Raw genomic sequence first — 26,382 nt, forward strand, 5'->3', positions numbered from 1 at the left:
ACTGAAGGCCCCCGACTGATGAAGCAGACCTTCGCGTTACTCCTGCTCGCGATTACCTTCGCGATCGCCCCGCTCGCCCATGCCCAACTGCTTCCGCAGGCCGCATCCGGGCAGACCGGCTCCGGCCAGGAGCAGCGCCTCGACCGCATCGTCGCCGTGGTCGGGGAAGACGTCATCCTGCAGAGTGAACTGGACCGCGCGGTGCATGCCGTGCAGCAGCAGTATGCCCAGCATCCGGACCAGCTGCCGCCGCTCAGCGTGCTGCGTCGCCAGGTGCTCGATCGTCTGATCCTGATGAAACTGCAGCTGCAGCACGCCGACGACCAGGGCATTCACGTTTCCGACCAGGACGTGGATCGTGCCGTGCAGGCCGTCGCCCAGCAGAACAAGATGACGCCGGACCAGCTGCGTCAGGCCGTCGAGCAGACCGGCCAGAGCTTCGCGGATTTCCGCCAGCAGTTGCACGACCAGCTGGTGGTGCAGCGCCTGCACCAGAGCGTGGTGCAGAGCTCGGTGAACGTGACCCAGAGCGAAGTCGACAACCTCCTGAACAGCCCCGCCTACAAGGCAGGCGAGGTCCACCTGGCCCACATCGAGATCAACGTTCCCGCCGGTGCCAGTGCCGAAGACATCAGCGCCGCCGCCGCCAAGGCCAAGGCCGCACTCGATGCGATCAAGGGCGGCATGAATTTCCAGGCCGCGGCCATCCGTTATTCCGACGCCACCGATGCCCTCGATGGCGGTGATCTGGGCTGGCGCCGCATGGACGCCATTCCGCCGGCGTTCCTGGACACCATCGCCAACATGGAGCCTGGCCAGGTGAGCCCGGCGCTGCGCGGCCCCACCGGCTTCCACATCCTGAAGCTGCTCGGCCGGCGCAAGCCCGCCAAGCAGGTGGTAACCGAGTATCACGCGCTGCACATCCTGATCAAACCCACTGCGGTGGTGACCATGCAGCAGGCCGGCCAGAAGGCTGAGGCGCTGTACCGCCGCATCGTCGACAAGCACGCCTCGTTCGCCAAGCTGGCCGAGGCAGATTCCGACGACGACACCACCGCCAACAACGGCGGCGACATGGGATGGTTCCAGAAGGATGCCTGGGGCAGCGCGATCGGCCAGCAGGTCACCATGCTGAAGGATGGCGAGGTTTCCAAGCCGTTCCAGACCGCGGAAGGCTGGCATATCGTGAAGCGCCTGGGCGAACGTCAGACCGACGTGACCGAGCAGGACGCCCGCGCGCAGGCCCGCCAGGCGATCGGCAACCGCAAGGCCGAGCAGGCCTACGACAACTTCCTGCGCGAGCTGCGCTCCCGCGCCTACGTGAAGATCCTGGTCCCGTCGCTGGCCAGCGACGGCAACAGCAAGGCCACCCCGTGATACCGGGGCGCGCTGCTGCCCGGGTGTAAAGGTGCAGTTGCTTCCACGGCTTGCCGTGACCGCAGGCGAACCTGCGGGCGTCGGCCCCGAACTGCTGATCCGATTGGCCGCCACTCCGATGGCGGCCAATCTCGTTGCGGTCACCGATCGTGAACTGCTGCAGCGCGCCGCCGCCCGCTGCCGGGTCACGCTGCACCTGCTCGACGATGACGGCACCGACATCACCGAACGGCCCCCGGGCACCCTGCGTGTTCGCCACGTTCCGCTCGGGGTGCCCGAACGCCCGGGAAGCCCGGATCCGGACAATGCGCGACATGTGCTCGACACGCTGACCGAAGCGGCGGATGGCTGTGCCGAAGGGCGTTATGCCGCCATCGTCACCGCCCCGCTGCAGAAGGCTTCCATCAACGATGCCGGCATCCGCTTCAGCGGCCACACCGAGTTTTTCGCCGAGCGCAGCCACGCCGAGGTAGTGATGATGCTGGCCAGCCCGGAGCTGCGCGTGGCCCTGGCCACCACGCATCTGCCGCTGGCCCGTGTTTCCGCCGCCATTACCCGCGAACGGCTCGAAGGCACGCTGCGGATCGTGCATCGCGAACTGCGCGGCAAATTCGGTCTTGGCGTACCGCGCATCGCCGTGCTTGGCCTGAATCCGCATGCGGGTGAAGGCGGCCACCTCGGCCACGAAGAGCAGGACACCATTGAACCGGTACTCGACGCACTACGCGCCGAAGGCATGCAGCTGATCGGCCCGCTGCCCGCGGACACTGCCTTCGTGCCCGCGCAACGGACGCGCTACGACGCGGTACTGGCCATGTACCACGACCAGGCACTCCCCGTGCTGAAAAGCGAAGCTTTCGACCGCACCGTGAACCTCACGCTCGGGCTGCCCTTCATCCGCACCTCGGTCGACCACGGCACCGCACTCGACCTGGCCGGAAGCGGCCAGGCAGACCCGTCCAGCCTGATCGCTGCCACGCGGATGGCGCTGGAACTGATCCACAGGAGCCACGGCGCGCGCGACGCGGGCTGATCCGGCGCACACACGCCCGCCCGCATCCACGCACGCCCATCATCATGAACACACCTGCCCGCCCCAAGAAAAGCTTCGGCCAGCACTTCCTGCACGAAACGCGCTACATCCAGCGCATCGTCGCGGCCATCGCCCCCCGGCCCGACGAGTTCGTGGTGGAGATCGGCCCGGGCGAGGGTGCACTCACCCTGCCGCTGCTGAAGGCGGCTGCAAAGCTCACCGCCATCGAACTGGATACCGACCTGATTCCCGGCCTGCAGTCGCGTGCAGCGCCGGTCGGCGAGCTGTCGATCGTCCATGCCGACGTGCTCAAAGTCGACTTCACCGCCATGGCCCACCGCCACGGCGTGCAGAAACTGCGGCTGGCCGGGAACCTCCCCTACTACATCTCCAGTCCGATCCTGTTCCACTGCGTTGAGCACGCAGCGAGCATCAGCGACATGCATTTCATGTTGCAGAAGGAAGTGGTCGACCGTATGGCCGCCGAACCCGGCAGCAAGGTCTACGGACGGCTCTCGGTCATGCTCCAGCTCGCCTGTCAGGTCATCCCCCTGTTCACCGTGCCGCCGGGCGCGTTCCGGCCGCCACCCAAGGTGGATTCGGCCGTGGTGCGCCTGGTGCCGCTGGAACCGGCGCAGCGCCACGATGCCGACCCGGAGCGCCTGCATGCCGTGGTCAAGGCCGCCTTCGCGCAGCGTCGCAAGACACTGGGCAATGCGCTGCGCCAGCTGCTCGACGCCGACGCGATCCGTCGTGCCGATGTCGACCCGAAGGCCCGCGCGGAAACGCTGGCGCCGTCCGATTTCGTGCGACTGGCCAAGATCGCGCCATCGGCCTGAACAGTACAGCGCGACTCGACCGCATCATCGCTGCCCTTGGACGACGGCAACCCGTACAATTCCGACATGATCGAGAAATCCCCCTATACGATCGACGTCTGTGTCGTCACGCGCTTCGTACCGGATCAATCGCGACCCGACGACAACCGCTACGTGTTCGCCTACACCGTTACCTTGCGCAACGCGGGCGACGTTCCCGCCCGCCTGATCACCCGGCACTGGGTCATCACGGACGCCAACGGCAAGACCGAAGAGGTCAGCGGCGAGGGCGTGATCGGCGAGCAGCCGTGGATGCGCCCCGGCGACGACTACGAGTACACCTCCGGCGCCGTGCTCGAGACGCCCGTTGGCACCATGGGCGGCAGCTACCAGATGCTGGCCGACGACGGCACCCGTTTCGAAGCGCCGATACCCCGCTTCACCCTGTCGATTCCACGCACGCTGCACTGATGGACAGGACCTGACATGGCGGTCTATGCGATTGGCGACGTACAGGGTTGCTATCCGGAACTTCAACGCCTGCTGGACAAGCTGGGGTTCGACACCGCCCAGGACAAGCTCTGGTTCTGTGGCGATCTGGTCAACCGCGGCGGACAGTCGCTGGAAACGCTGCGCCTGATCCACGAACTGCGCGAGCACGTCGTGGTGACCCTTGGCAACCATGATCTCAGCCTGCTTGCGATCGCCGAGCGAAAGCCCGACGCCCAGGCGCGGGTCAATCCCGAACTGCGTGCCGTGCTGTTCGCCGACGATGCGCCGGTGCTGTTCGAGTGGCTGCGCAGCCAGAAGCTGCTGCATCACGACGAATCGCTCGGCTGGACGATGGTGCATGCCGGGCTGTCGCCATTCTGGACAATACGACAGGCACAACGCTGCGCACTGGAAATCGAGCGTGAACTGTCCGGCCCGAACCGGGGCCGCCTGCTTAAGAATCTATTCGGCAACCGTCCGGCGGCATGGACCAACCGGCTGCAGGGCATCGACCGCCAGCGCGCCACTATCAACACCATGACCCGCATGCGCTTCTGCGACGTCAACGGCCGCATCGACTTCGAAGGCAAGGGCGTGCCCGGCACCCAGAAGCCCGGCATGTATCCATGGTTCGAAGTCCCGGGCATGCGCCGTCGCGATACCCGCATCGTGTGCGGCCACTGGTCCGCCCTGGGGCGCTTCGCCGGCCTGGGCATCCATGCCATCGACACCGGTTGCGTATGGGGCGGCACGCTCACTGCACTGCGCCTGGACAGCGACGAACCGACCTACGTCAGTGTCGCCGCCGAGCCGCACCGCAAGCGGATACCGGGCGCCGACTGACTCCCGCTGGCTGCCGTCGTGCTGCGGCCGGACGCCATGCACACTCCGTGCTAGCGTGGAGACTCCCCACCGACACGGAGTCCCCGCCATGCAGCACCAAGGCACCGTCACCCGTCAGTTCGGCAGCCAGGCACAGGCCTACCTGTCCAGTTCCGTGCACGCGCAGGGAGCCGACCTTGCCCGGCTGGGCGAACTCGCTGCCAGCCTTGCCCCCGGCTCGGCCGTACTCGACCTGGGGTGTGGTGCCGGACACGCCAGCTTCGCGGTAGCACCGCATGCGGGCGAGGTCGTCGCTTACGACCTCTCCGATGACATGCTCGCCGTCGTCGCCAAAGCGGCGGCCGAGCGTGGACTCGACGCGCTGCGCACGCAGCAGGGCCCGGCCGAGCAGCTGCCCTTCGCCGACGGCGCGTTCGCTCTCGTCATCAGCCGCTACAGCGCGCACCACTGGAGCGACCCGGCCCGTGCGCTCACCGAAGCCGCTCGCGTGCTCGCCCCTGGCGGGCGGCTGTGCCTGATCGACATCGTGGCTCCGCACGGACCGCATGCCGCCCTGATCGACACTCACCTTCAAGCCCTGGAACTGCTGCGCGACGTATCCCACGTCCGCGACTACAGCCATGCCGAGTGGCGCAGCATGCTCGCCGCGGCCGGCTTCGGGCCGCCCGAGGTACAGGACTGGCGACTGGATATCGGCTTCGACGCCTGGCTGGCACGCATGCGCACGCCCGTCGTGTTCGAAACAGCCATACGCCAGCTGCTCGCCGGCGCACCCGACGAGGTGCTGCGCTACTACGCGGTCGATCCGGCGACGCTGGACTTCAAGCTCGAGTCGGCCATGTTCAGCGCGCGCCGCCCATAAACCCATGAAAAAGGCGGCCGGGTCGCCCCGGCCGCCTTGCGTTCGTTGACGAGCGGCTACGCCGTCCGACTCAAGCCAACTGGCCGTGGCAGTGCTTGTACTTCTTGCCCGAGCCGCACGGGCACGGATCGTTGCGACCGACCTTGGGACCGCTGGACGCAGGCACTGCCGCCATGGCCGTAGCCGCATCGCCGCCGCCCAGCGCATCGGCCGGCGCGCCACCGCCGCTGGCCTGCATCTGACGCTGCATGCGCTCGGCCATGCGACGCTGCTCGGCCTCCATTGCAGCCACTTCCTCTTCGCTGCGAATGCGGATCCGCGCCAGCATCTGCACCAGCTCGTGCTTGATCCGCTCCAGCATCTCGGAGAACAGCTCGAACGACTCGCGCTTGAACGCCTGCTTCGGATCGACCTGGGCGTAACCACGCAGGTAGATGCCCTGGCGCAGGTAATCCATGCTGGCCAGATGCTCCTTCCACGCGTTGTCGACCACGCTGAGCATGATGTGCTTCTCGAGCTGGCGCATGGTTTCCGCGCCCACCTGCTCCTCCTTCGCCTGGAACAGCTCGTCGACCAGCGTACGCACATGCTCGAGGATGCCGTCGGCGTCGATTTCCGGCTGCTGCTCGATCCAGTGCTTCAGGTCGGCCGAAATGCCGTACTCGCTGTCGAGTTCGCGATCCAGGCCGGCAATGTCCCACTGCTCGTCGATGCTATCCGCCGGCACATGATTCCGCACCAGTTGCGCTACCACATCCTCGCGGATATCGGCCACGGTGGCGGAGACGTCGTCCTCCTCGAGCAGCTCGTCGCGCTGCTTGTAGACCACCTTGCGCTGGTCGTTGGCGACGTCGTCGTACTCGAGAAGGTTCTTGCGGATGTCGAAGTTGTGCTGCTCGACCTTGCGCTGCGCCTTTTCGATCTGGCGGCTGATCATGCGATCTTCCAGCGCGTCCTCTTCCTTCATGCCGAAGCGCTTCATCCAGCGCACCAGGCCCTCGCCACCGAAAATACGCAGCAGGTTGTCCTGCAGCGACAGGTAGAAGCGCGAGGAACCCGGGTCGCCCTGACGACCGGAACGGCCGCGCAGCTGGTTGTCGATACGACGCGACTCATGCCGCTCGGTACCCACGATATGCAGGCCGCCGGCAGCCAGCACCTGTTCGTGCAGCTTCTTCCAGTCGGCCTTGACGCGGGCGCGCTCGACCTCGCCAGCATTCTCCGGCAGCGCCGCCAGGGCGGCTTCGAGGCTGCCACCCAGCACGATGTCGGTACCGCGACCCGCCATGTTGGTGGCGATGGTCACCGCACCGGGCGCACCTGCCTGGGCGACGATCTGCGCTTCGCGTTCGTGCTGCTTGGCGTTCAGCACTTCGTGCGGAATCTTTTCCTTCCGGAGCAGGTTCGACAGCAGCTCGGACACGTCGATCGACGCGGTACCCACCAGCACCGGCTGACCACGCTTGTGGCAGTCCTTGATGTCGGCGATCACCGCGTTGTACTTGTGCTCCTGGCCAAGGAAGACCATGTCCGGGTTGTCCTTGCGGACCATCGGCTTATGGGTGGGAATGACCACCACTTCAAGGCCGTAGATGCTCTGGAACTCGAACGCCTCGGTATCCGCCGTACCGGTCATGCCGGCCAGCTTCTTGTACATGCGGAACAGATTCTGGAACGTGACCGTGGCCAGCGTCTGGTTCTCGCGCTGGATCGGCACGCCCTCCTTCGCCTCGACCGCCTGATGCAGGCCGTCCGACCAGCGCCGGCCAGCCAGGGTTCGGCCGGTGAACTCGTCGACGATGATCACCTCACCGTCGCGGACGATGTAGTCGACGTCGCGCTGGTAGATCGCATTGGCGCGCAGCGCGGCGTTGAGGTGGTGCACGATGGCCAGGTTCTTGGAATCGTACAGGCCGCTCTCGGACTCGATTACCTTGGCCTGGCGCAGCAGCTCCTCGGCATGCTGCATGCCCTCTTCCGACAGATGCACCTGCTTCTGCTTCTCGTCGACCCAGTAGTCGCCCTCGCCTTCCTCTTCCTGCTGGCGCACCAGTTGCGGCACGATCTTGTTCACCGCCAGGTACATCTGCGGGGAGTCTTCGGCCGGGCCGGAAATGATCAGCGGCGTGCGCGCCTCGTCGATCAGGATCGAGTCGACTTCGTCGACGATGGCGTAGTGCAGGCTGCGCTGATAGCGCTGATCCTTGCCCAGCGCCATGTTGTCGCGCAGGTAGTCGAAACCGAATTCGTTGTTGGTGCCGTAGGTGATATCGGCCGCATAGGCCTTGTGCTTCTCGGCATGATCCATGCCCGGCCACACCACGTCGGTGGTCAGACCCAGGAAGCCATACAGCTTGCCCATCTGCGCGGCATCGCGGCGCGCCAGGTAGTCGTTCACGGTGACCACGTGAACGCCCTTGCCTTCCAGCGCGTTCAGGTACACCGGCAGGGTCGCCACCAGGGTCTTACCTTCGCCGGTGCGCATTTCGGCGATCTTGCCCTGATGCAGCACCATGCCGCCGATCATCTGCACGTCGTAATGGCGCATGCCGAGCACGCGCTTGGCGCCCTCGCGCACCACCGCGAAAGCTTCCGGCAGCAGCTTGTCCAGCGACTCGCCGGCGGCGATGCGCTGCTTGAATGCCTCGGTCTTGCCACGCAGCGCTTCGTCGCTGAGCTTCTCGAGCTCGGGCTCGAGTGCGTTGATGCGGGCGACGGTCTTGGAAAGCTGGCGCAGCACGCGGTCGTTACGGCTGCCAAAAACGCTCGTCAGGGCACGATTGAACATCGATCTTCCGGATCTGGAGACAGGTATCACCCGCCGGGAAACCCCAGCCGGGACAAAGGGGTGATGATACTAGGGTCGGCCGGCTATCCAAAACGCAGGAGCCGGCGACGACGCCCCCGCATCATCGCCCGACCCGTCTTGGAGTGGCGGCGTGGCGTCGAAGTTTCAAGGCCGGCGCCGCCGGCGCGCTCAACGATGGCTGCGGACATAGGCCAGCGGGTTGACCACATGCCCCTTGTACCAGACCTCGAAATGTACGTGCGGACCGGTCGTGCGGCCGGTCATCCCGACTTTGGAGATCACCTGCCCCACACTCACCCGCTCGCCCGGATGGACCAGCAGCACGCTGTTGTGGGCATAACGGGTCATGTAGCCGTTGCCGTGGTCGATCTCGACCACGTTGCCGTAACCCCGGCGCACCCCGGCGAAGGTAACCATGCCCTCGGCCACCGCATGTACCGGAGTGCCGTAGGGCACCGCGATGTCCAGCCCGGAATGCAGTTCCACCCGTCCGTTGAACGGGTCAGGCCGCATGCCGAAGTAGGACGAGATGTAACCGCCATGCACCGGCATGCCGGTGGGCTTCAGGTCCGAGTCGATGCGCGCATTGAGCAGCAGGCTCTGCAGCGCATCGAGCTGAGTCTGCTGGCTGTCGAACTGTTTGGCCAGCTGATCGATGCTGGCGCCCAGGGCCTGCGGCAACATGTAACTGCCGGTGGAATCATCGACGCCACCGACCGGCGGGGGCTGATCGAAATTGAATTCGCCATTGTCGAGCTTGCCGACTTGGGCCAGCCGCTCACCCAGCGCATTCAGCCGGGTCGACTGGGCCTGCAGTTGCCCCAGCTTGACCGCGAGCGCATCGAGCTGGCGCTGAGCGTCCCTGCGCATCTTGCCCAACTGCCCGTTCTGCTGCTTGACCTGCTGACGCAGATGACTGATCTCGGTCAGCGCGCGGCCACGCGGACTGGCCACGGCGAGAGCCAGTCCCGCACCGAGAGCGGCGCAACCCAGCACGGCAGCCGCCACCACACCCAGCAAGCGCCAGCGCAGTCGTCGATCGGCCAGATCCAGTGTTTTTGGCACCTTCCTGGCACGCGAGACGAGTATGATTTGCATGTCTTTCCACATCGATTGTCTGCCCCCCATGCAGCGCGACGCACCCTCCGCCGCTCAACGCACCGGTCACGGACTTAAGTCCATCACCGAGTGCGGCCCGTTCGCCGCCCTGGCCCGCCAGGCTGGCGAACTGGATGCGCTGGATCGCGCATTGCGCCAGACCTTGCCGCCCCCCCTGCGTGAACAGGTCAGATTCGCCCAGCGGCGAAACGACCGCCTTGTCTTCCTTGCGACATCACCTGCCTGGGCGTCGAGGCTGCGGCTGATGCAGACGCAAATCCTCTCCGCAGCCCACGCCATCGGCGTACAGGCCGGCTCAGTCATCGTGAAAGTGGCCCCCCTACCTCCGGTTGCCAGCATGCCGGAGCAGTCAAAACCGCTTTCTGCCGCCGCAGGCCTCCACCTGAAGGCCGCCGCGACATCCATCCCAGACCCCGAACTGCAGGCGCTGTTCCTGGAACTGGCATCCATCGCCGAAACTGCTGGGTCCAAGCCTGACGCGTCAACCTGATTCAGGACAGCGCATCCGGCACACCCCGAAGCAATCTCGGCCTCGAGGGGTTCCGACGTTTATACCATAGGACTTTTCGTCCGATACCTTATGACGTGCTCATGACGTGAACGACAGTGCAGCACTGCCGTGATTCTTATCACAAAACAAAAGGCCGTACCCGAGGGTACGGCCTTTGTGTCGCCACCATCGGCGGTATCAGGCGTCAGATGGCCTGTGCCGGGTGCGCATAGGAGATCGGCGCAGTCGCCGGATCATCCTGGTAGCTGACCTCTTCCCACGCGGTGGCGTCGGCCATCAGCGTGCGCAGGAGCTTGTTGTTCAGCTCATGACCTGACTTATGGGCGTAATACGCGCCCACCAGACTATGGCCCAGCAGGTAGAGGTCGCCGATGGCGTCGAGAATCTTGTGCTTGACGAATTCGTCTTCGTAGCGCAGGCCATCCTCGTTCAGCACGCGATAGTCGTCCAGCACCACGGCGTTGTCCATCGAGCCACCCAGCGCGAGGTTGTGCTCGCGGAGCATCTCGATGTCGCGCATGAAGCCGAACGTGCGGGCCCGGCTGACTTCCTTGACAAAGGACGTGGTGGAAAAGTCGATTTCCGCCTTGGAGGTGCGCTTGGAGATGATCGGGTGGTTGAACTCGATCGAGAAGCCGACCTTGAAGCCTTCGAACGGTTCGAAGCTTGCCCACTTGTCGCCTTCCTGCACCTTCACCGGCTTCTTGATCCGGATGAAGCGCTTGGCGACAGGCTGTTCCTCGATTCCGGCCGACTGCAGCAGGAACACGAACGGACCCGCGCTGCCGTCCATGATCGGAACTTCCGGTGCGGACAGATCGACATAAGCGTTGTCGATCCCCAGGCCGGCCATCGCCGAGAGCAGATGCTCGACCGTGGAGACCCGGATGTCGCCATTCACCAGCGTGGTCGAAAGCCGCGTATCGCCCACATTGTCCGGACGCGCATAGATGTCGACCGGCGGACTGAGGTCGGTGCGGCGGAACACGATACCCGTGTTCGGTGCCGCCGGACGCAGGGTCATGTAGACCTTGTCGCCGGTGTGCAGACCGACGCCGGTAGCCCGGATGATGTTCTTGAGCGTACGCTGCTTGATCATTGTTGTTGGTACCTGTCAGTAGGCAGCAGCCAATCAGGGAGCGGATGCTAACACAGTCTTAACCAGTGAGAAAGCAAACCGTACCGTACAGTCTGTTGGACCCTTCATTTTCCTTTCATCATCGAATGCGATCCATTCGCATTCTTGATTCGAGCAGGTACGCCAGTCCAGCCAAGGACTTGCATGTCGACGCAGGGACTCCGTACCGGGACGGGATGCCGGTTACGGAGCCCTGGACAGATCGGACATTCGCTCCATGGCCCGATCACCCCTGTCTTGCGCCATCCCGGCGCATCGTCTCATTGCATTCACACGATCTTCGCAGGCTGGACTGCACGCCTGACGATCTGTCCGCTAGCCGTATCCGGCGCTGCCGGCACGCAGCAGCTCCGGCCTCATCCGACCCCATATAACTGGAATCGGCGCACCCGGGGTGTACAGACAGATCAATCCGACGTTCGTTCAACGATACGCAGCCTCCCTCAATCGGCCTGCCGGCGCAAGAAAGCCGGAATATCGAGATAGTCGAAGCTGGAATCGGCACCCTTGGCCGGCGCCTCGTTCCGGGTGCTGTGTGTCGCCACGGCCTCGGGCTGGGCGTAGTCGACCACCTCGTTGCCGGTACCCGTACGCAGCACCATCGGGCGCGGACGGGCGCGCATTTCCACCTGCTGCGTCGCCACCGGACGTACCGGCTGGCGGGTTGCCGCACGATTCAGGCCCGTGGCGACCACGGTCACGCGCACGTCGTCCTTCAGCTCCGGATCCAACGAGGTACCGATCACCACGGTCGCGTCTTCGCTGGCAAACTCGTGGATCACCCGGCCAATTTCGTCGAACTCGCGCATAGTCAGGTTCGGACCGGCCGTGACGTTGACCAGGATGCCGCAGGCGCCGTTCAGGTTGACGTCTTCCAGCAGCGGGTTGTTGATTGCCGCTTCGGCCGCGGCCTGGGCACGATCGTCGCCGCGCGCGGTGCCGGAGCCCATCATCGACAGGCCCATCTCGCTCATCACGGTGCGCACGTCGGCAAAGTCGACGTTGATCAGGCCCGGGCTGGTGATCAGGTCGGCGATCCCCTGCACCGCTCCCTGCAGCACGTCGTTGGCAGCCTTGAAGGCATTCAGCAGCGTGACCTCGCGCCCCAGTACCGACAGCAGCTTCTCGTTCGGCACGGTAATCAGGGAGTCGACATGCTGCGACAGGTCCTCGATACCCTTCATCGCCACCTGCATGCGGCGACGGCCTTCGAACGGGAACGGCTTGGTCACCACGGCGACCGTCAGGATGCCCTTCTCTTTCGCGAGCTGGGCCACCACCGGTGCCGCGCCGGTACCGGTGCCACCGCCCATGCCGGCAGTGATGAACACCATGTCGGCGCCTTCCAGCATTTCCTCGATGCGCTCGCGATCCTCCAGCGCGGCCTGACGGCCCACTTCGGGGTTCGCGCCGGCGCCAAGACCCTTGGTCACGTTGGCGCCCAGCTGCAGATGCATGCGGCCACCGCAGCCCTTCATGGCCTGGGCATCGGTATTCGCCACGACGAACTCGACGCCTTCGATGTTGGCGTTGAGCATGTGCGCAACGGCGTTGCCGCCACCACCGCCGACGCCGATCACCTTGATGACTGCGTTCGGTGCGATTTTTTCGATCAATTCAAACATTTCCCGTCCTCCGTAGAGCTTTCGTTGTCGTTGTATCCGTGGGACGGCTCCTGCCGTTCCGCGGGGGTGGACGCATCCTTTCGTCCATGGCGATGCGTCCTGCACCGCCAGATGTCATGAGCGACCGGGCAGATGCCCGCCCACTCAGAAATTCTTGGTAATCCAGTCGCGCAACCGGCCGACCACGCCGCCGACGTTGCCCACCATCGGCACGCTGGTGCGCATGCCACCGGCGCGCGAACCCTGCAGCAACAGCCCCACTCCGGTGGAATGCAGCGGATTGGCGATGACATCGCCCAGGCCACTGACATGCTGCGGCACACCCAGGCGCACCATCTTGTGGAAGATTTCCTCGGCCAGCTCCAGCGCACCCTCCATCCGGGCGGCCCCGCCAGTCAGCACCACGCCGGCGGCCACCAGGCTGTCGTAACCGGAACGGCGCAGTTCGTCCTGCACCATCTCGAAAATTTCCTCGTAGCGCGCCTGCACCGACTGCGCCAGCGACTGCCGGGCCAGACGGCGCGGCGGACGATCGCCCACGCTGGGCACCTGGATCGTTTCTTCGGCATGCGCCAGCTGGGCCAGCGCACAGGCGTACTTGATCTTGATTTCCTCGGCATGGGCGGTTGGCGTATGCACGCCGTAGGCAATGTCACTGGTCACCTGGTCGCCACCCACCGGCAGCGACTTGGTGTGGCGGATCGAACCCTGGGTGTAGATCGCGATATCGGTGGTGCCGGCACCGATGTCCACCAGGCACACGCCCAGCTCGCGCTCGTCGTCGGTGAGCACGGACTTGGCGCTGGCCACCGCCGACGGCACCAGTTCGTCCACCGACAGGCCGCAGCGCTGGATGCACTTGGTGATGTTCTGCACCGCGGCCGCCGCACCGGTGACCAGGTGCACGGTCGCCTCCAGCCGGACGCCGCTCATGCCGACCGGCGAGCGGATGCCGTCCTGACCGTCGATGCGGTACTCCTGCGATTCCTTGTAGAGGACTTTGCGGTCCGCCGGGATCGCTACCGCGCTGGCCGCTTCGAGCACCTGCTCCAGGTCGCCCGGCGTCACTTCGCGGTCGCGGATCGCGGCGGTGCCATGGGAATTGCGTGTTTCGAGGTGGCTGCCGGAAATCGATGCGTAGACCGAACGGATATCGCAGCCGGCCATCAGTTCGGCCTCTTCCACCGCGCGCTGGATCGAATGCACGGTCGACTCGATATCCACCACCGAGCCGCGCTTCAGCCCCCGCGAGACATGCGTTCCGATACCGATCACCTCGATCGGCTCACCCGGCTCGTACTCGCCGACGATCGCCACCACTTTCGAGGTACCGATGTCCAGGCCTACCACCAATTGTTTTTCGTTGCGCGGTTTCATAGTGAGGTGCTCATGTGCGCGGAAGGCTTGCGGCAGTGCCCGGGGCAGGCGTCGGCCACTTCACGGCAAAGCCGTTCGTGTAGCGGAGGTCGGCATAGACGAAGGTGCCGGTATGGCCCGCCATGACCTGGGCATACGCACCCAGGAATCGCCGCAGGCGGGCACCGGCATGTGCGCTGTCGCCCAGCACGATGCTTGCCCCCGATGCCGTCGTCAGGGTCCAGCTGCCGCGGTCGCTCAGGGTCACGCCGGCCACTTTCAGCGACGTGCCGGCAAACATCTTCAGGGCGTCGGCATAAAAGCCGACCACGTCCGACATCTGGTCGGCCGGACCGTGCAGGTCCGGCAACGCGGTATAGGACGACGCATCCGCCACCTTGAACACCTCGCCCCTGCGATCGATCAGGCTGTCGCCGTTCCAGCGCGCGAAGGGCTCGCGTTCCACCACGCGCAGCAGCAGGGTGTCCGGCCAGCGCTTGCTGGCCTCCACCGACGCCACCCAGGGCAAGGCCGCCACGGCACGCTGCACCTTGTCCAGGTTCATCGCGAAGAAGCCCTTGCCCAGATGCGGCAGCACCACGGCACGCAACTGCTCGGCGCTGACATGGTGGAACTCCGCCTGCACGGTAAGCCGGGTCACCGGCCAGCGGCTGGCGGCAAACCAGCCGTTGAGCACGCCGACGATCGGCAGCGCCACCAGCGCAACCGCCAGACACCAGGCAACGAGGCGGTAGCTGCCCTTCATGCACCCTCCACGAAGCTGGTTTCCAGCACGTGCCAGCACAGCGTCTGATAGTCGATGCCAGCGGCCGCAGCGGCCTTGGGCACCAGCGAGTGCGAGGTCATGCCGGGCGCCGTATTCACCTCCAGCAACCAGTTGCGTCCCGCGCGATCGCGCATCACATCGACGCGCCCCCAACCGCTACAGCCGAGCGCATCGAATGCGTGCAAGGCCAGGTCGCGCAGCTCTGTCTCGGCATCGCCACGCAGACCGGGGCAGAGATATTGCGTGTCCTCGGCCACGTACTTGGCGTTGTAGTCGTAGAACGCAGCCTTGGGCACGATATGAATGGACGGCAATACTTCGCGTCCCAGGATGCCCACGGTCAGCTCGTCACCCTCGATCAGAGTCTCCATCAGCAGGTCACCGGGATATTCCGCGGCAAGCGCGACGGCGCCGGCGAGATCCTTTTCCTCGAACACCCGCGTGACACCAACACTGGAACCCTCGCAGGCCGGCTTCACGATCAGTGGAAACCCGAGCTGTCGCGCCGCCGCATGCACGGCATCGGCACCGGCGCCGCGCGGCAACGCGACAAAGACCGGGGTGGGCAGGCCGAGCGACTGCCATACGCGCTTGGAACGGGTCTTGTCCATCGACAATGCCGAGCCCAGCACGCCCGAACCGGTATAGGGCACATGCAGCGATTCCAGTGCACCCTGCAGCACGCCGTCCTCGCCACCACCGTGCTGGCCATGAAGGATGTTGAACACACGCGCGAAGTGGCCGGCGCGCAATGCATCCAGCAGCGCGGGAATGCCGTCGATGGGGTGCGCGTCCACGCCGCGCGCCTGCAGCGCCGCCAGCACATTGCGCCCGGAGTCCAGCGACACCTCGCGCTCGGCCGAGCTGCCGCCCATCACCACGGCAACGCGTCCGAACTGTGCGGGATCGGTAATCGTCCTGTTCATGTCTTGCTCGTTTTCAGTACGCCGGCCTTCGCCAGCTCGACCGCTGCGGTGCCAATATCGCCAGCGCCCAGCAGCAGCAACAGATCACCGTCGTGCAGCAGCGACGGCAGGGTGTCCTTGAGGTCGCGCGGATGTTCCACCAGCACGGGGTCGACCTTGCCGCGCGCGCGTACCGCACGTGCCAGTGCGCGGCCATCGGCACCGGCGATAGGCGCCTCGCCGGCCGGATAGACATCCGTCAATACCAGCACATCGGCATCGGCCAGCACATTCGCGAAGTCGTCCATCAGGTCGCGCGTGCGGCTGTAGCGGTGCGGCTGGAAGCCCACCACCAGCCGGCGCTCCGGCCAACCGCCACGCACGGCGGCGAATACCGCAGCCAGTTCACGCGGATGATGACCATAGTCGTCCACCAGCAGCGCGTGACCGTGGTCCAGCGCCAGTTCGCCGCGACGATGGAAGCGTCGCCCCACACCCTCGAAATTCGCCAGTGCGTGGGCAATCGCGCCGGCTTCCACGCCCAGCTGCCAGCCGATGCTGGCGGCCGCCAGCGCATTCAGCACGTTGTGCCGGCCGGGCAGATTCAGCGTCACCGGCAACGGCTCGGGCCGCCCTGGCAGCAGCAGGTCGAAATGCATCTCGAAGCCGGATTGGCGCAGGTTGACCGCACGCACATCGGCATCCGCCGCGTCGATGCCGTAGGTCATCACGCGGCGCGTGGTGTCCTTCGCCAGCGCGGCGACCTCTTCGTCGTCGATGCACAGCACGGCCAGTCCGTAGAACGGCAGGCGATGCAGGAAGTCGGCGAAAGCCTTCTTCACCTCGGCGAAATCACCGTGGTAGTTCTCCAGGTGATCGGCGTCGATATTGGTCACCGCGGCAATCACCGGCGACAGCAGCAGGAACGAACCGTCCGACTCGTCGGCCTCGGCGACGAGATACTGTCCGGTGCCCAGCCGGGCATTCGCACCGGCGGCGTTGAGCTGGCCGCCGATCACGAACGTCGGATCGTAGTCCGCCTCGGCCAGCACACTGGCGACCAGGCTGGTGGTGGTGGTCTTGCCATGCGTGCCGGCGATGGCAATGCCACGCCGGAAGCGCATCAGCTCGCCCAGCATCTCGGCCCGCGGAATCACCGGAATACGTTCGGCCCGGGCCGCCATCAGCTCGGCATTGTCGGCCTTGATCGCACTCGAGGTGACGACCACGTCGGCACCTTCGATATGCGCCGCCTCGTGACCGATGCGCACGTCGATGCCGAGCCCGGCCAGGCGCTGCGCAGTCGCGGAATTGGCGCGGTCCGAACCGGACACGGCATAGCCCAGGTTGTGCAGTACCTCGGCAATGCCGCTCATGCCCACGCCGCCAATGCCGATGAAATGGACCCGGCGGAAGGTCGTCATCAGGTCTTCGTGGGCCAGCAGTCGGCGCGGCGTCATGCAGCCACCTCCAGACAGGCGTCGGCAATGCTGGCCGCCGCATCGGGCTTGGCCAGCGTACGGGCCGCTTCGGCCATGGCGCGCAGGCGCGCGCGGTCGTGCAGCAGCGCGTCGAGGCGCTGCGCAAGTCGGGTGATGTCCAGATCGCGCTCCTGGATCAGTTCGGATGCACCCACGGCGACAAGCGCCGCGGCATTGCGTGTCTGGTGGTCGTCCACCGCGTGCGGGAACGGCACGAGTATCGCGCCCAGACCCGCTGCGGCCAGTTCGGCGACAGTCAGCGCACCGGCACGACAGACCACGAGGTCGGCGCGCGCATAGGCTGCCGCCATGTCGTCCACGAACGGCACGACCTCGGCCTCGACACCGGCCTTTGCGTACGCCTCGCGTGCCTCGTCGAGTCCGCGTGCGCCGCACTGGTGCAGCACCTGCGGACGGCGCTCCGGCGCGAGTTCTGCCAGCGCCTTCGGCACCGACAGGTTCAGCGCGCGGGCACCCAGGCTACCGCCAAGCACCAGCAGGGTCGGTCGCCCGTCGCGTGCTGCCATGCGTACGCCCGGCGCAGGCAAGGCCGCGATGGCGGCACGCACCGGGTTACCTACCCACTCGGCCTGCGGCAATGCGCCCTCGAAACCGGCCAGTACGCGTTTCGCATGCGACGCCAGCTTTCGGTTGGTGTAACCGGCCACGCCATTCTGTTCATGCACCAGCAGCGGTCGACCCAGCAGGCGTGCGGCCACACCGCCTGGTCCTGCGGCATAGCCGCCCATCGACAGCACGCTGCGCGGCTGCAGTCGGCGCAGCACGCGCAACGACGCAAGCAGGGCGCGCGCAAGCATCAGCGGTGCCGTCACCCGCGTCTTCCAGCTCTTGCCGCGCAGGCCACCGACCGGAACGGTATGCAACTCGATGCCGTGCGACGGCACCACCCGGGTTTCCATGCCGCCGACGGCACCAAGCCAGGCCACCGGAACGCCACGCGCGCGCAGCACTTCGGCCACGGCAAGACCCGGGAAAATATGGCCACCGGTACCGCCAGCCATGATCAGCACGGGGCGCTGGTCCTTGCTCATGCGGCCTCCGCCTCAGGCATGCCGGCCGCTTCGGTTTCGTCTGTCGCGACATTGGCCACGGCCACGCGGTGCGAACCCTGCCGTGCATCGACCGCGCGACTGATTTCCCATGAGGCACGCAGCAGCACGCCCGCCATCGCGCAGGTCAGCGCCATGGACGAACCGCCGTAACTGATCAGCGGCAGGGTCAGGCCCTTGGTCGGCAGCGCCCCCAGGTTCACGCCGATCGAGACCAGCGCCTGCAGGCCGATCATTAGCGAGATACCGAAGGCTACATAACCGGCGAAGCGCTGGTTCACCTCCACACCCTTCAGACCGATGTAGAGGCCGCGCCCCACGACCAGTGCGAACAGCGCCATCACCGAGAGGATGCCGACCAGACCCAGCTCTTCACCGATCACGGCGAAGATGAAGTCGGTATGCGCCTCGGGAAGGTAGGACAACTTCAACACACTCGAACCGAGCCCGACACCGGTCCATTCGCCACGACCGACCGCCATCAGCGACTGGGTAAGCTGGAAGCCATCGTCGAACGGGTGGTCCCAGGGATGCAGGAAGGTGGTCAGGCGCTTCATGCGATAGCTTTCGCTGGTCGCTGCGACCACCAGCGCCGGCATCAGCGGCAGCCCCATCAGGAACAGGAACAGCGGCCGCGCGCCGCCCAGCCAGACCATCGCGATGGTCACCGCGATGACCAGCATGGCCGAGCCGAAATCCGGCTGCGCCAGCAGCATCAGCACGATCACGCCAGCCACCAGCAGCGGCTTGATCAGGCCCAGGAAACGGGTCTCGATGCTCTCGCGGTGACGCACCAGGTAGCTGGCCATGTAGATCACCAGCACCAGCTTCACTGCTTCCACCGGCTGGAAGCTGGTGATGCCGAGATTCAACCAGCGATGCGCGCCGTTGATGCGCATGCCGAAGTGCGGCACGAACACAGCCAGCAGCAGGATGAACGCCAACGCCAACAGCGGGAACGCGAACTTCTCCAGCACGCGCAGCTCGGTGCGCATGGCCACGCCTGCCGCCACCAGGCCGATGCCAAGAAACAGCAGGTGCTTCTTCAGGAAGTAGAACTCCCCGATATGCTGGCTGGCCGCCACCGCGATGGAGCTGGACGCCACCATCACGACGCCCACGCAGGCCAGCCCGATCAGCCCGATCAGCAGCCACTGGTCGTAGCTGCCGCGCGGGCCGGTCCGGCGTTTGGCCTGGGTGGTGTCGAAGATGCCCATCAGCGCACCTTCAGCGTCGCAAGGCCGATCAGCACCAGCACCACGCTGATGATCCAGAAGCGCACGATCACCCGCGGCTCGGGCCAGCCTTTGAGCTCGAAGTGGTGATGGATCGGCGCCATGCGGAACACCCGCTTGCCGGTGAGCTTGAAGCTGGCGACCTGGATCATTACCGAGACGGTTTCCAGCACGAATACGCCGCCCATCACGATCAGCACGATTTCCTGCCGCACGATTACCGCGATCGCCGCCAGTGCGGCACCGATCGCCAGTGCGCCCACGTCGCCCATGAACACCTGCGCCGGATACGTGTTGAACCACAGGAAGCCGAGCCCGGCACCGGACAGCGCGCCGCACAGGATCGACAACTCGCCAGCGCCCGGTATCGACGGTATGCCCAGGTATTCCGAGAACACCTTGTTGCCGGCCAGGTAAGCGAACAGGCCCAGCGCACCCGACACCAGCACCGTCGGCATGATCGCCAGACCGTCCAGGCCGTCAGTCAGGTTCACCGCATTCGAGAAGCCCACCACCATGAAGTAGGCGGTCACCACGAAGAACATGCCCAGCGGAATCGCCACGTGCTTGAACAGCGGCACGAACAGTGCCGTCTCCGCCGGCAGCACCGCGGATCGATACAGGAACACCGCCGCCGCCAGCCCGAACACCGACTGCCAGAAATACTTCCAGCGCGATGCCAGCCCACGGCTGTCCTTCAGCACCAGCTTCTTGTAGTCGTCGTAGAACCCGACCGCGCCGAAACACACCAGCACGGCCAGCACCGTCCAGACATAGCGGTTGTGCAGGTCTCCCCACAGCAGCGTCGACACGACTACGGCGAGCAGGATCATCACCCCACCCATCGTCGGCGTACCCGCCTTCACCAGATGGGTCTGCGGGCCGTCGCTGCGCACCACCTGGCCGGCCTTCAGCGCGGCCAGCTTGTTGATAAGTCCCGGCCCCAGCAGCAGCGAGATCGCCAGCGCGGTCAGCGCGGCCATGATCGTGCGGAAGGTGATGTACTGGAACAGGTGCAGCGCCGTGAAGTAGCGCGCCAGCCATTCCGCGAGTTCAAGCAGCATTGTCGGCGCCCTCCCCTAGTGCGTGGCGCTTCAGCTCGGCCACAACCTGTTCCATGCCCGACGAGTGCGAACCCTTGACCAGACAGGTCACGCCCTCGTGCAGATTCTTCTCCAGTGCCTCGATCAGCGTCGGCTTGTCGGCGAAGTGCTCGCCGGCCGCACCAAACGCGTCGACCGCAGCCGCGCTCAGCGGCCCGGTGGCGAACAACCGGTCGATGCCCTTTTCGCGTGCACGTGCACCCACCCCTGCATGCAGCGCGTGCGCATCGGCGCCCAGTTCGGCCATGTCGCCCATCACCAGCCAGCGCTCGCCGGCGGCCAGAGCCAGCGTGTCGACGGCAGCCGCCATCGAGCTGGGATTCGCGTTGTAGCTGTCATCGACCAGCATCCAGCCGCCGGGCATCGCCTCGCGACGCAGCCGACCCTCGACCGGCGCTGCACGCTCGAGCCCCTTGACGATGACGTCGAGCGGCACGTCCAGCGCAAGCGCGATGGACGCGGCCGCCAGCGCATTGGCCACGTTATGACGCCCCGGCAGGCCCAGTCGGACCTCGGCATCGCCCGACGGCGTGCTCAGCACGAACACGGAACCATCCGCACGCTGCTCGACGATGTCGGCGCCCACATCCGCCCGATGCTCCAGGCCGAAGCGCAGGATCCGCCGCGAGCCGGCCCAACCCGCAAAGGAGCCGGCGAAGGCGTCGTCCGCATTGATGATGGCCACACCATCCGCAGGCAGCGCCTGGTACAGCGCGCCCTTGGTCTCGGCCACGACTTCCACGCTGCCCATACGCTCAAGATGCGCCGGCGCGATGATGTTGACGAGGCCGATATCGGGCCGCGCGATGGCGGCCAGGTAAGCGATGTCGCCCGGCTTGCCCGCGCCCATCTCCAGCACCGCGTATTCGGTGTCTTCCGGCATCGCCAGCAGGGTCAGCGGCAGGCCGATCTCGTTGTTGTAGCTGCCGGTATTGACATGGGTACGGCCGTGCAGCGACAGAATCGACGCAGTGAGCGTCTTGACCGTGGTCTTGCCGTTGGAGCCGGTGATACCGATGACCCGCGCCTGACGCTGCGCGCGCACCGCGCTGGCCAGGTCGCCGAGCGCAGCCTCGACGTCGTCGACCAGCACCTGCGGCAGATCCACATCGACCTTGCGCGAGACCAGTGCGGCCGTCGCGCCGGCCGCGGCCGCTGCAGCCAGATAGTCGTGCCCGTCCACGCGTTCGCCCTTGAACGCGGCGAACAGGTCGCCCGCCTTCAGCTTGCGCGTATCGATGGCCACGCCGGTGACTTCGGCGTCGGCGCCGAGCAGGCGGCCATGGGTCCACAGGGCAATCGCGCTCAGGCGCATCATGCGTGTCGCTCCACAGGAAGTTTGTCCAGCGCGGTGGCAGCCACCGCCATGTCGTCGAACGGGCGCTTGCCGTCGGCACCTTCCTGATAGGTCTCGTGTCCCTTGCCGGCAATCAGCACCACGTCGCCCGTGCGCGCCATGCCGAGTGCCTGACCGATCGCGGCGGCACGATCGCGCTCGACGCGTGCATCGCCAGGTTGGGTCATGCCAGCCACGATCTGCGCCACGATGGCATCGCCATTCTCGCCACGCGGGTTGTCGTCGGTGACGATCGCCAGGTCGGCCAGGCGTTCGGCGATCGCGCCCATCTGCGGACGCTTGCCCGCATCGCGCTCGCCACCGCAGCCGAACACGCAGATCAGGCGGCCTTCGCAGTGCGCCCGCAATGCGCTCAGCGCCTGCTCCAGCGCATCCGGCGTGTGGGCGTAGTCGACCACGACCAGCGGCAGGCCGTCGCGTCCGCCCAGGCGATTCATGCGTCCATTGATCGGCTGCAGCGATTCCAGCGCCTCGATGATGCGCTCGAACGGTTCGCCCAGTGCACCCAGGCAGGCGGCGACCGTGAGCAGATTGTCGACATTGAAGCGTCCAAGCAGGGCGCTTCGGATCGCCCGGGTTCCCCACGGCGTATGCAGTTCGAAGGCAATCCCTTCGGCCGATGTAGTGATGGCATGCGCCGAAAGGTCAGCTCCTGCGGTACCGGACGCGCTGAAGCGCAGGGCACGCACGCCGGACGGCAGCTGTTCCGCCAGGGTGTGACCGAAGGCATCGTCGACATTGATCGCCGCCGCCTTCAGGCCCGGCCAGGCGAACAGCTTGGCCTTGGCTTCGCCATAGGCCTGCATGCTGCCGTGATAATCGAGATGATCGCGGGTGAGATTGGTGAAGGCCGCCGCCTCGAACGCTACGCCCGACACGCGCCCCTGATCCAGGGCATGCGACGACACCTCCATCGCCACGTGCGTGGCACCGGCATCGCGAAACGAGGCCAGCAGGCCCTGCACACTGATCGCGTCCGGCGTCGTTCGTTCGCCCTCGCGCAGTTCGCCATGCATGCCGGCCCCGAGTGTGCCGATGGTTGCCGTAGGATGGCCCAGGAAGGTCAGCGCCTGTGCCAGCAGCTGTACCGTCGACGTCTTGCCATTGGTCCCGGTGACGCCGATGACGTGCAGCCCGGATGTCGGCTGGCCGAAGAAACGGGCGGCGATTTCACCGACGCGCTCGTGCAGGCCGTCGATCCACAACACCGGCACGGCGAGGGGCGGAAGCTCGCCAGCCGGCGCTTCCGCCAGCACCACGCGGGCACCTCGCTCGGCCGCGCCCTGCGCGAAGTCGATGCCATGCCCACGACTGCCGCGCAGCGCGAAAAACGCGTCACCCGTGCCCACCCGGCGCGAATCCAGGCACAAGCCGTTCACGACGAGATCGCCGTGCACTCCGGCGTCGGCGATCCCATGCAACAGCTGATCGAGGCGCTGGCCGTTCATGGGCCTACCCCTTCTTTCGCCGATGCGCCACCGGACGGATCGGGCGGCGGCACGCTGCCGGCCAGGCCACCGTTGCTGATCTTCGGCCCGCCCACGTACCAGCGACCGATGTTGTCCGGCGGAATGTCGAGCAGGCGCAGCGCACCGGTCATCACCTTCTGGAATACCGGCGCCGCAGCTAGGCCACCGTAGTACCCACCCTTCTCCGGATTGTTGATCACCACCACACCGACCAGCCGTGGAGCACTGGCCGGCACGATGCCCGCGAACAAGGCGTTGTAGTGGTTCTTGGCGTAGCCGCCGGGAATCGCCTGGTGCGCCGTGCCGGTCTTGCCGGCCACGCTGTAGTTGGCAATTTCTGCCCGCGTGGCGGTGCCGCCGGGTTGGGTGACGGTTTCCAGCATGCGCACGATCTCGTCCGCCACCTGCGGCGCAACGATCTGCTTGCCCGGATTGTCGTCGCCCTTGATGAAGGTGGGGTCGTGCATCACGCCGTGATCGGCCAAGGTGGCGTAGCCGTTGGCCAGTTGCAGCGCGGTGACATTCAGGCCATAGCCGAAGGCCATAGTGGCCTGTTCCAGCGGCCGCCAGTTGCGCCACACCTTCAGGTAACCGGACGACTCGCCCGGAAAACCGCTCTGCGTGGTGTCGCCGAACCCGAACGCGCGATAGGTGTTGTAGACATACTCGGGACCCAGCGACAGCGAGATCTTGGCGGCACCGATGTCACTCGACTTGGTCAGCACGCCGGTCGGCGTAAGCTGGCTTTCCGCCTCGTCGTCGCGGATGTCGTGCCCCTGGAAGTACCAGTTGCCGTTGTTGACGTTGATCACCGGAGTCGTCGGCGTGTACTTGCCGCTCGACAGGCCCGCCGCCATCGTGAACGGCTTCATCGTCGAACCCGGCTCGACCACGTCGGTCACCGCGCGGTTGCGACGTTCGGCAGCGGTGCTGTCGTTGATGTCGTTGGGATTGAACGTGGGCAGGCTGACCATCGCCAGGATCTCGCCGGTCGCCACATCCAGGATCACCATCGAACCCGAATCGGCCTGGCTTTTCTCGATCTGGTTCTTCAGCTCGTTGTAGGCCAGGAACTGGATGCGCCGGTCGATGCTGAGCGTGAGGTTCTTGCCCGGCTGCGGCGCACGCAGCAGGTCTACGTCCTCCACGATGTGGCCCTGGCGGTCGCGAATCACCCGCTTGGCACCCGGCTTGCCGGACAACCAGCTGTCGAACGCCAGCTCCAGCCCTTCCTGGCCACGGTCGTCGATGTTGGTGAACCCGAGCACATGCGCGGTGACGCCACCGGACGGGTAGTAGCGCTTGTATTCGCGCTGACCGTTGACGCCGGGAATATCCAGAGCCAGCACGGCCTTGGCCGCCTCGGGATTCATCTGCCGACGCAGATAGGCGAAGTCGCGGGTGGAGCGGCGCTCGAGGTACTGCCGCAGGCGATCCGGGTCGATGCCCAGTGCGTTTGCCAGGGCCGGGATGCGGTCGGCGTTCTGCAGCACCTGCCCCGGCACCGCCGTGATCGACACCATCGGCGTCGACACGGCCAGCGGGTCGCCGTTGCGGTCGAAAATGGTGCCGCGCGAGACCGGAATCTTCACCTCGCGCAGAAAGCGGGCGTCGGCCTGGTCCTGATAGAACTGGTTCTGGATCACCTGCAGGTCGAACGCACGCGCCACCAGCCCCAGCGAGGCGATCACCAGCACGGTCACCACCAGCACCATGCGCCGACGCGCACTCGGCGGCGTGGCACGGCGGCGTCCCGTCGGCTTCGCTGGATGCTGTTCGCGCCGCTTCATTCGGTCACCAGCCGAATGTCCTGCGGCAGCGGCGTGAGCATGCCCAGCCGGCTGCGCGCCTCGCTGTCGATTCGCCGTGGCTCGGCCCACGTCGCCTGTTCCAGCTCAAGCTTGTTGTATTCGATGTTCAGCGCATCGCGCCGGTTCTGCAGCTGGGTCAGCTGCATGAACAGCGCACGGCTCTGCTGGCGCGTCCACACCACGCCGATCGCGGTGACCATGGTGACGCCCAGCAGCATCAGCAGCAGCGCGACGCCGACCACTTTCATGCGGCACCGCCTGCGGGCAGCTTCGTCGCCACGCGCAGCACCGCCGAACGGGCACGCGGATTGGCGGCCAGCTCGGCTTCAGACGGAAAGCGGGCCTTGCCCACGGCAGCCATCTCGGCCGGACGCGCCGCCACCGGCGGTCCACGCCGGCTGCCCTGCACGCGCCCCTCGTGGTCGCGGATGAAATGCTTGACCGCGCGATCCTCAAGCGAGTGGAAACTGATCACCGCCAACCGTCCACCGGGCTTCAGGCGCGCCAGCGCCGCTTCGAGTCCGGCATGCAACGCATCCAGTTCACCGTTCACGCGGATGCGCAGTGCCTGGAAACTGCGGGTGGCCGGATGCTTGCCGGGCTCGCGCCGCCCCAGCACGCGCTCGATCAGCGCGGCCAGTTCGCCGGTACGGGTGATCGGCGCTTCGGCACGGCGTTCGACGATGCTGCGTGCGATCTTGCGGCTGAATCGCTCCTCGCCGAAACGCCACAGCACGTCGGCGATCTCGCGTTCGTCGGCGTGGGCCAGAAAATCCGCCGCACCCTCGCCCTGGGTGGTATCCATGCGCATGTCCAGCGGCGCATCGGCCATGAAGCTGAAACCACGGGCAGCCTCGTCCAGCTGCGGCGACGACACGCCCAAGTCGAGCAGCACGCCGTCCAGCCCCGCCGCGGTTTCGTCCCACTCGGCCAGCGTCCCGAAATTCGCATGGCGGATCGACACGCGCGGATCATCGGCAAAGGTTTCGCGCGCCCAGGAAATCGCCTGCGGGTCGCGGTCCATCAGCAGCAGGCGGCCGTCCGGCCCCAGGCGCGACAGCACGGCGCGCGCGTGACCGCCGCGTCCGAATGTGCCATCCAGATAACGCCCACCTGCCTGCACGGCAAGCCCCTCCACCGCTTCGCCCAGCATCACCGGGATGTGCCGCAACTCGGCCATG

The 26,382-nt window shown here is 66.1% G+C and carries 23 protein-coding genes; 7 read left to right on the forward strand and 16 right to left on the reverse strand.

Going from position 1 to position 26,382, the window contains the following annotated elements; all coding sequences use genetic code 11:
* The first annotated feature begins 18 nt into the window (after window positions 1–18).
* The 6 genes from RA164_RS13260 (at window position 19) to RA164_RS13285 (ending at window position 5,425) form a co-directional block, all read left to right on the forward strand.
* Entirely contained in the window at window positions 19–1,377 is a 1,359-nt protein-coding gene (locus RA164_RS13260) for a peptidylprolyl isomerase (RefSeq protein ID WP_329741315.1), read from the forward strand.
* Window positions 1,378–1,408: 31 nt separating this feature from the next.
* Entirely contained in the window at window positions 1,409–2,410 is a 1,002-nt protein-coding gene (gene pdxA, locus RA164_RS13265) for a 4-hydroxythreonine-4-phosphate dehydrogenase PdxA (RefSeq protein WP_329741316.1), read from the forward strand.
* A gap of 44 nt (window positions 2,411–2,454) precedes the next feature.
* Entirely contained in the window at window positions 2,455–3,249 is a 795-nt protein-coding gene (gene rsmA / locus RA164_RS13270; RefSeq protein ID WP_329741317.1) for a 16S rRNA (adenine(1518)-N(6)/adenine(1519)-N(6))-dimethyltransferase RsmA, read from the forward strand.
* A 66-nt stretch (window positions 3,250–3,315) separates the two neighbouring features.
* Complete coding sequence (gene apaG / locus RA164_RS13275; protein ID WP_329741318.1) at window positions 3,316–3,699, forward strand: Co2+/Mg2+ efflux protein ApaG; 384 nt, start codon at window positions 3,316–3,318, stop codon at window positions 3,697–3,699.
* 15 nt (window positions 3,700–3,714) lie between these two features.
* Complete coding sequence (locus RA164_RS13280) at window positions 3,715–4,563, forward strand: symmetrical bis(5'-nucleosyl)-tetraphosphatase (RefSeq protein WP_329741319.1); 849 nt, start codon at window positions 3,715–3,717, stop codon at window positions 4,561–4,563.
* Between the two features lie 88 nt (window positions 4,564–4,651).
* Window positions 4,652–5,425 (forward strand): class I SAM-dependent methyltransferase, encoded by a 774-nt coding sequence (locus RA164_RS13285; RefSeq protein ID WP_329741320.1) that lies wholly within the window; start codon window positions 4,652–4,654, stop codon window positions 5,423–5,425.
* 70 nt (window positions 5,426–5,495) lie between these two features.
* Here the strand turns inward: RA164_RS13285 and secA are convergent, their stop codons facing one another.
* Both secA and RA164_RS13295 read right to left on the reverse strand, forming a co-directional pair.
* Window positions 5,496–8,213, reverse strand: coding sequence for a preprotein translocase subunit SecA (secA, locus tag RA164_RS13290; protein WP_329741321.1), 2,718 nt, complete (start codon window positions 8,211–8,213; stop codon window positions 5,496–5,498).
* Between the two features lie 189 nt (window positions 8,214–8,402).
* Entirely contained in the window at window positions 8,403–9,332 is a 930-nt protein-coding gene (locus tag RA164_RS13295; protein ID WP_329741322.1) for a M23 family metallopeptidase, read from the reverse strand.
* Between the two features lie 28 nt (window positions 9,333–9,360).
* Between RA164_RS13295 and RA164_RS13300 the strand changes: the two genes are divergently transcribed.
* Window positions 9,361–9,843 carry a DUF721 domain-containing protein gene (locus RA164_RS13300; RefSeq protein WP_329743554.1) on the forward strand — a complete coding sequence of 161 codons (483 nt, stop codon included), beginning with the start codon at window positions 9,361–9,363 and terminating at the stop codon, window positions 9,841–9,843.
* A gap of 205 nt (window positions 9,844–10,048) precedes the next feature.
* Here the strand turns inward: RA164_RS13300 and lpxC are convergent, their stop codons facing one another.
* The 14 genes from lpxC to rsmH all read right to left on the reverse strand — a co-directional run bounded on the left by lpxC (window position 10,049) and on the right by rsmH (window position 26,381).
* Window positions 10,049–10,963, reverse strand: a complete 915-nt coding sequence (lpxC, locus tag RA164_RS13305) for a UDP-3-O-acyl-N-acetylglucosamine deacetylase (protein WP_329741323.1) — start codon at window positions 10,961–10,963, stop codon at window positions 10,049–10,051.
* Between the two features lie 482 nt (window positions 10,964–11,445).
* On the reverse strand, window positions 11,446–12,627 hold the full coding sequence (gene ftsZ, locus RA164_RS13310) for a cell division protein FtsZ (RefSeq protein WP_329741324.1): 1,182 nt from the start codon (window positions 12,625–12,627) through the stop codon (window positions 11,446–11,448).
* A gap of 144 nt (window positions 12,628–12,771) precedes the next feature.
* Complete coding sequence (ftsA, locus tag RA164_RS13315) at window positions 12,772–14,004, reverse strand: cell division protein FtsA (protein WP_329741325.1); 1,233 nt, start codon at window positions 14,002–14,004, stop codon at window positions 12,772–12,774.
* A gap of 10 nt (window positions 14,005–14,014) precedes the next feature.
* Window positions 14,015–14,749, reverse strand: a complete 735-nt coding sequence (locus RA164_RS13320) for a cell division protein FtsQ/DivIB (RefSeq protein WP_329741326.1) — start codon at window positions 14,747–14,749, stop codon at window positions 14,015–14,017.
* Window positions 14,746–15,696 carry a D-alanine--D-alanine ligase gene (locus RA164_RS13325; RefSeq protein WP_329741327.1) on the reverse strand — a complete coding sequence of 317 codons (951 nt, stop codon included), beginning with the start codon at window positions 15,694–15,696 and terminating at the stop codon, window positions 14,746–14,748. The genes RA164_RS13320 and RA164_RS13325 overlap by 4 nt, the downstream gene beginning before the upstream one ends.
* Window positions 15,693–17,135, reverse strand: a complete 1,443-nt coding sequence (murC, locus tag RA164_RS13330; RefSeq protein WP_329741328.1) for a UDP-N-acetylmuramate--L-alanine ligase — start codon at window positions 17,133–17,135, stop codon at window positions 15,693–15,695. The genes RA164_RS13325 and murC overlap by 4 nt, the downstream gene beginning before the upstream one ends.
* Window positions 17,132–18,208 (reverse strand): undecaprenyldiphospho-muramoylpentapeptide beta-N-acetylglucosaminyltransferase, encoded by a 1,077-nt coding sequence (gene murG, locus RA164_RS13335; protein WP_329741329.1) that lies wholly within the window; start codon window positions 18,206–18,208, stop codon window positions 17,132–17,134. The genes murC and murG overlap by 4 nt, the downstream gene beginning before the upstream one ends.
* Window positions 18,205–19,443, reverse strand: a complete 1,239-nt coding sequence (gene ftsW / locus RA164_RS13340) for a putative lipid II flippase FtsW (RefSeq protein ID WP_329741330.1) — start codon at window positions 19,441–19,443, stop codon at window positions 18,205–18,207. Before ftsW ends, murG begins: the two co-directional genes overlap by 4 nt.
* Window positions 19,443–20,525 carry a phospho-N-acetylmuramoyl-pentapeptide-transferase gene (mraY, locus tag RA164_RS13345; protein ID WP_329741331.1) on the reverse strand — a complete coding sequence of 361 codons (1,083 nt, stop codon included), beginning with the start codon at window positions 20,523–20,525 and terminating at the stop codon, window positions 19,443–19,445. Before mraY ends, ftsW begins: the two co-directional genes overlap by 1 nt.
* Window positions 20,515–21,882, reverse strand: a complete 1,368-nt coding sequence (locus RA164_RS13350; RefSeq protein WP_329741332.1) for a UDP-N-acetylmuramoyl-tripeptide--D-alanyl-D-alanine ligase — start codon at window positions 21,880–21,882, stop codon at window positions 20,515–20,517. Before RA164_RS13350 ends, mraY begins: the two co-directional genes overlap by 11 nt.
* Entirely contained in the window at window positions 21,879–23,369 is a 1,491-nt protein-coding gene (locus RA164_RS13355) for a UDP-N-acetylmuramoyl-L-alanyl-D-glutamate--2,6-diaminopimelate ligase (protein WP_329741333.1), read from the reverse strand. Before RA164_RS13355 ends, RA164_RS13350 begins: the two co-directional genes overlap by 4 nt.
* On the reverse strand, window positions 23,366–25,180 hold the full coding sequence (locus tag RA164_RS13360; RefSeq protein WP_329741334.1) for a peptidoglycan D,D-transpeptidase FtsI family protein: 1,815 nt from the start codon (window positions 25,178–25,180) through the stop codon (window positions 23,366–23,368). The genes RA164_RS13355 and RA164_RS13360 overlap by 4 nt, the downstream gene beginning before the upstream one ends.
* Window positions 25,177–25,449, reverse strand: coding sequence for a cell division protein FtsL (ftsL, locus tag RA164_RS13365; RefSeq protein ID WP_329741335.1), 273 nt, complete (start codon window positions 25,447–25,449; stop codon window positions 25,177–25,179). The genes RA164_RS13360 and ftsL overlap by 4 nt, the downstream gene beginning before the upstream one ends.
* Entirely contained in the window at window positions 25,446–26,381 is a 936-nt protein-coding gene (gene rsmH, locus RA164_RS13370) for a 16S rRNA (cytosine(1402)-N(4))-methyltransferase RsmH (RefSeq protein WP_329741336.1), read from the reverse strand. Before rsmH ends, ftsL begins: the two co-directional genes overlap by 4 nt.
* Window position 26,382 lies beyond the last annotated feature (1 nt).

Source organism: Dyella sp. A6 (assembly GCF_036320485.1).
GTDB classification, from domain to species: Bacteria; Pseudomonadota; Gammaproteobacteria; order Xanthomonadales; family Rhodanobacteraceae; genus Rhodanobacter_A; species Rhodanobacter_A aluminiiresistens.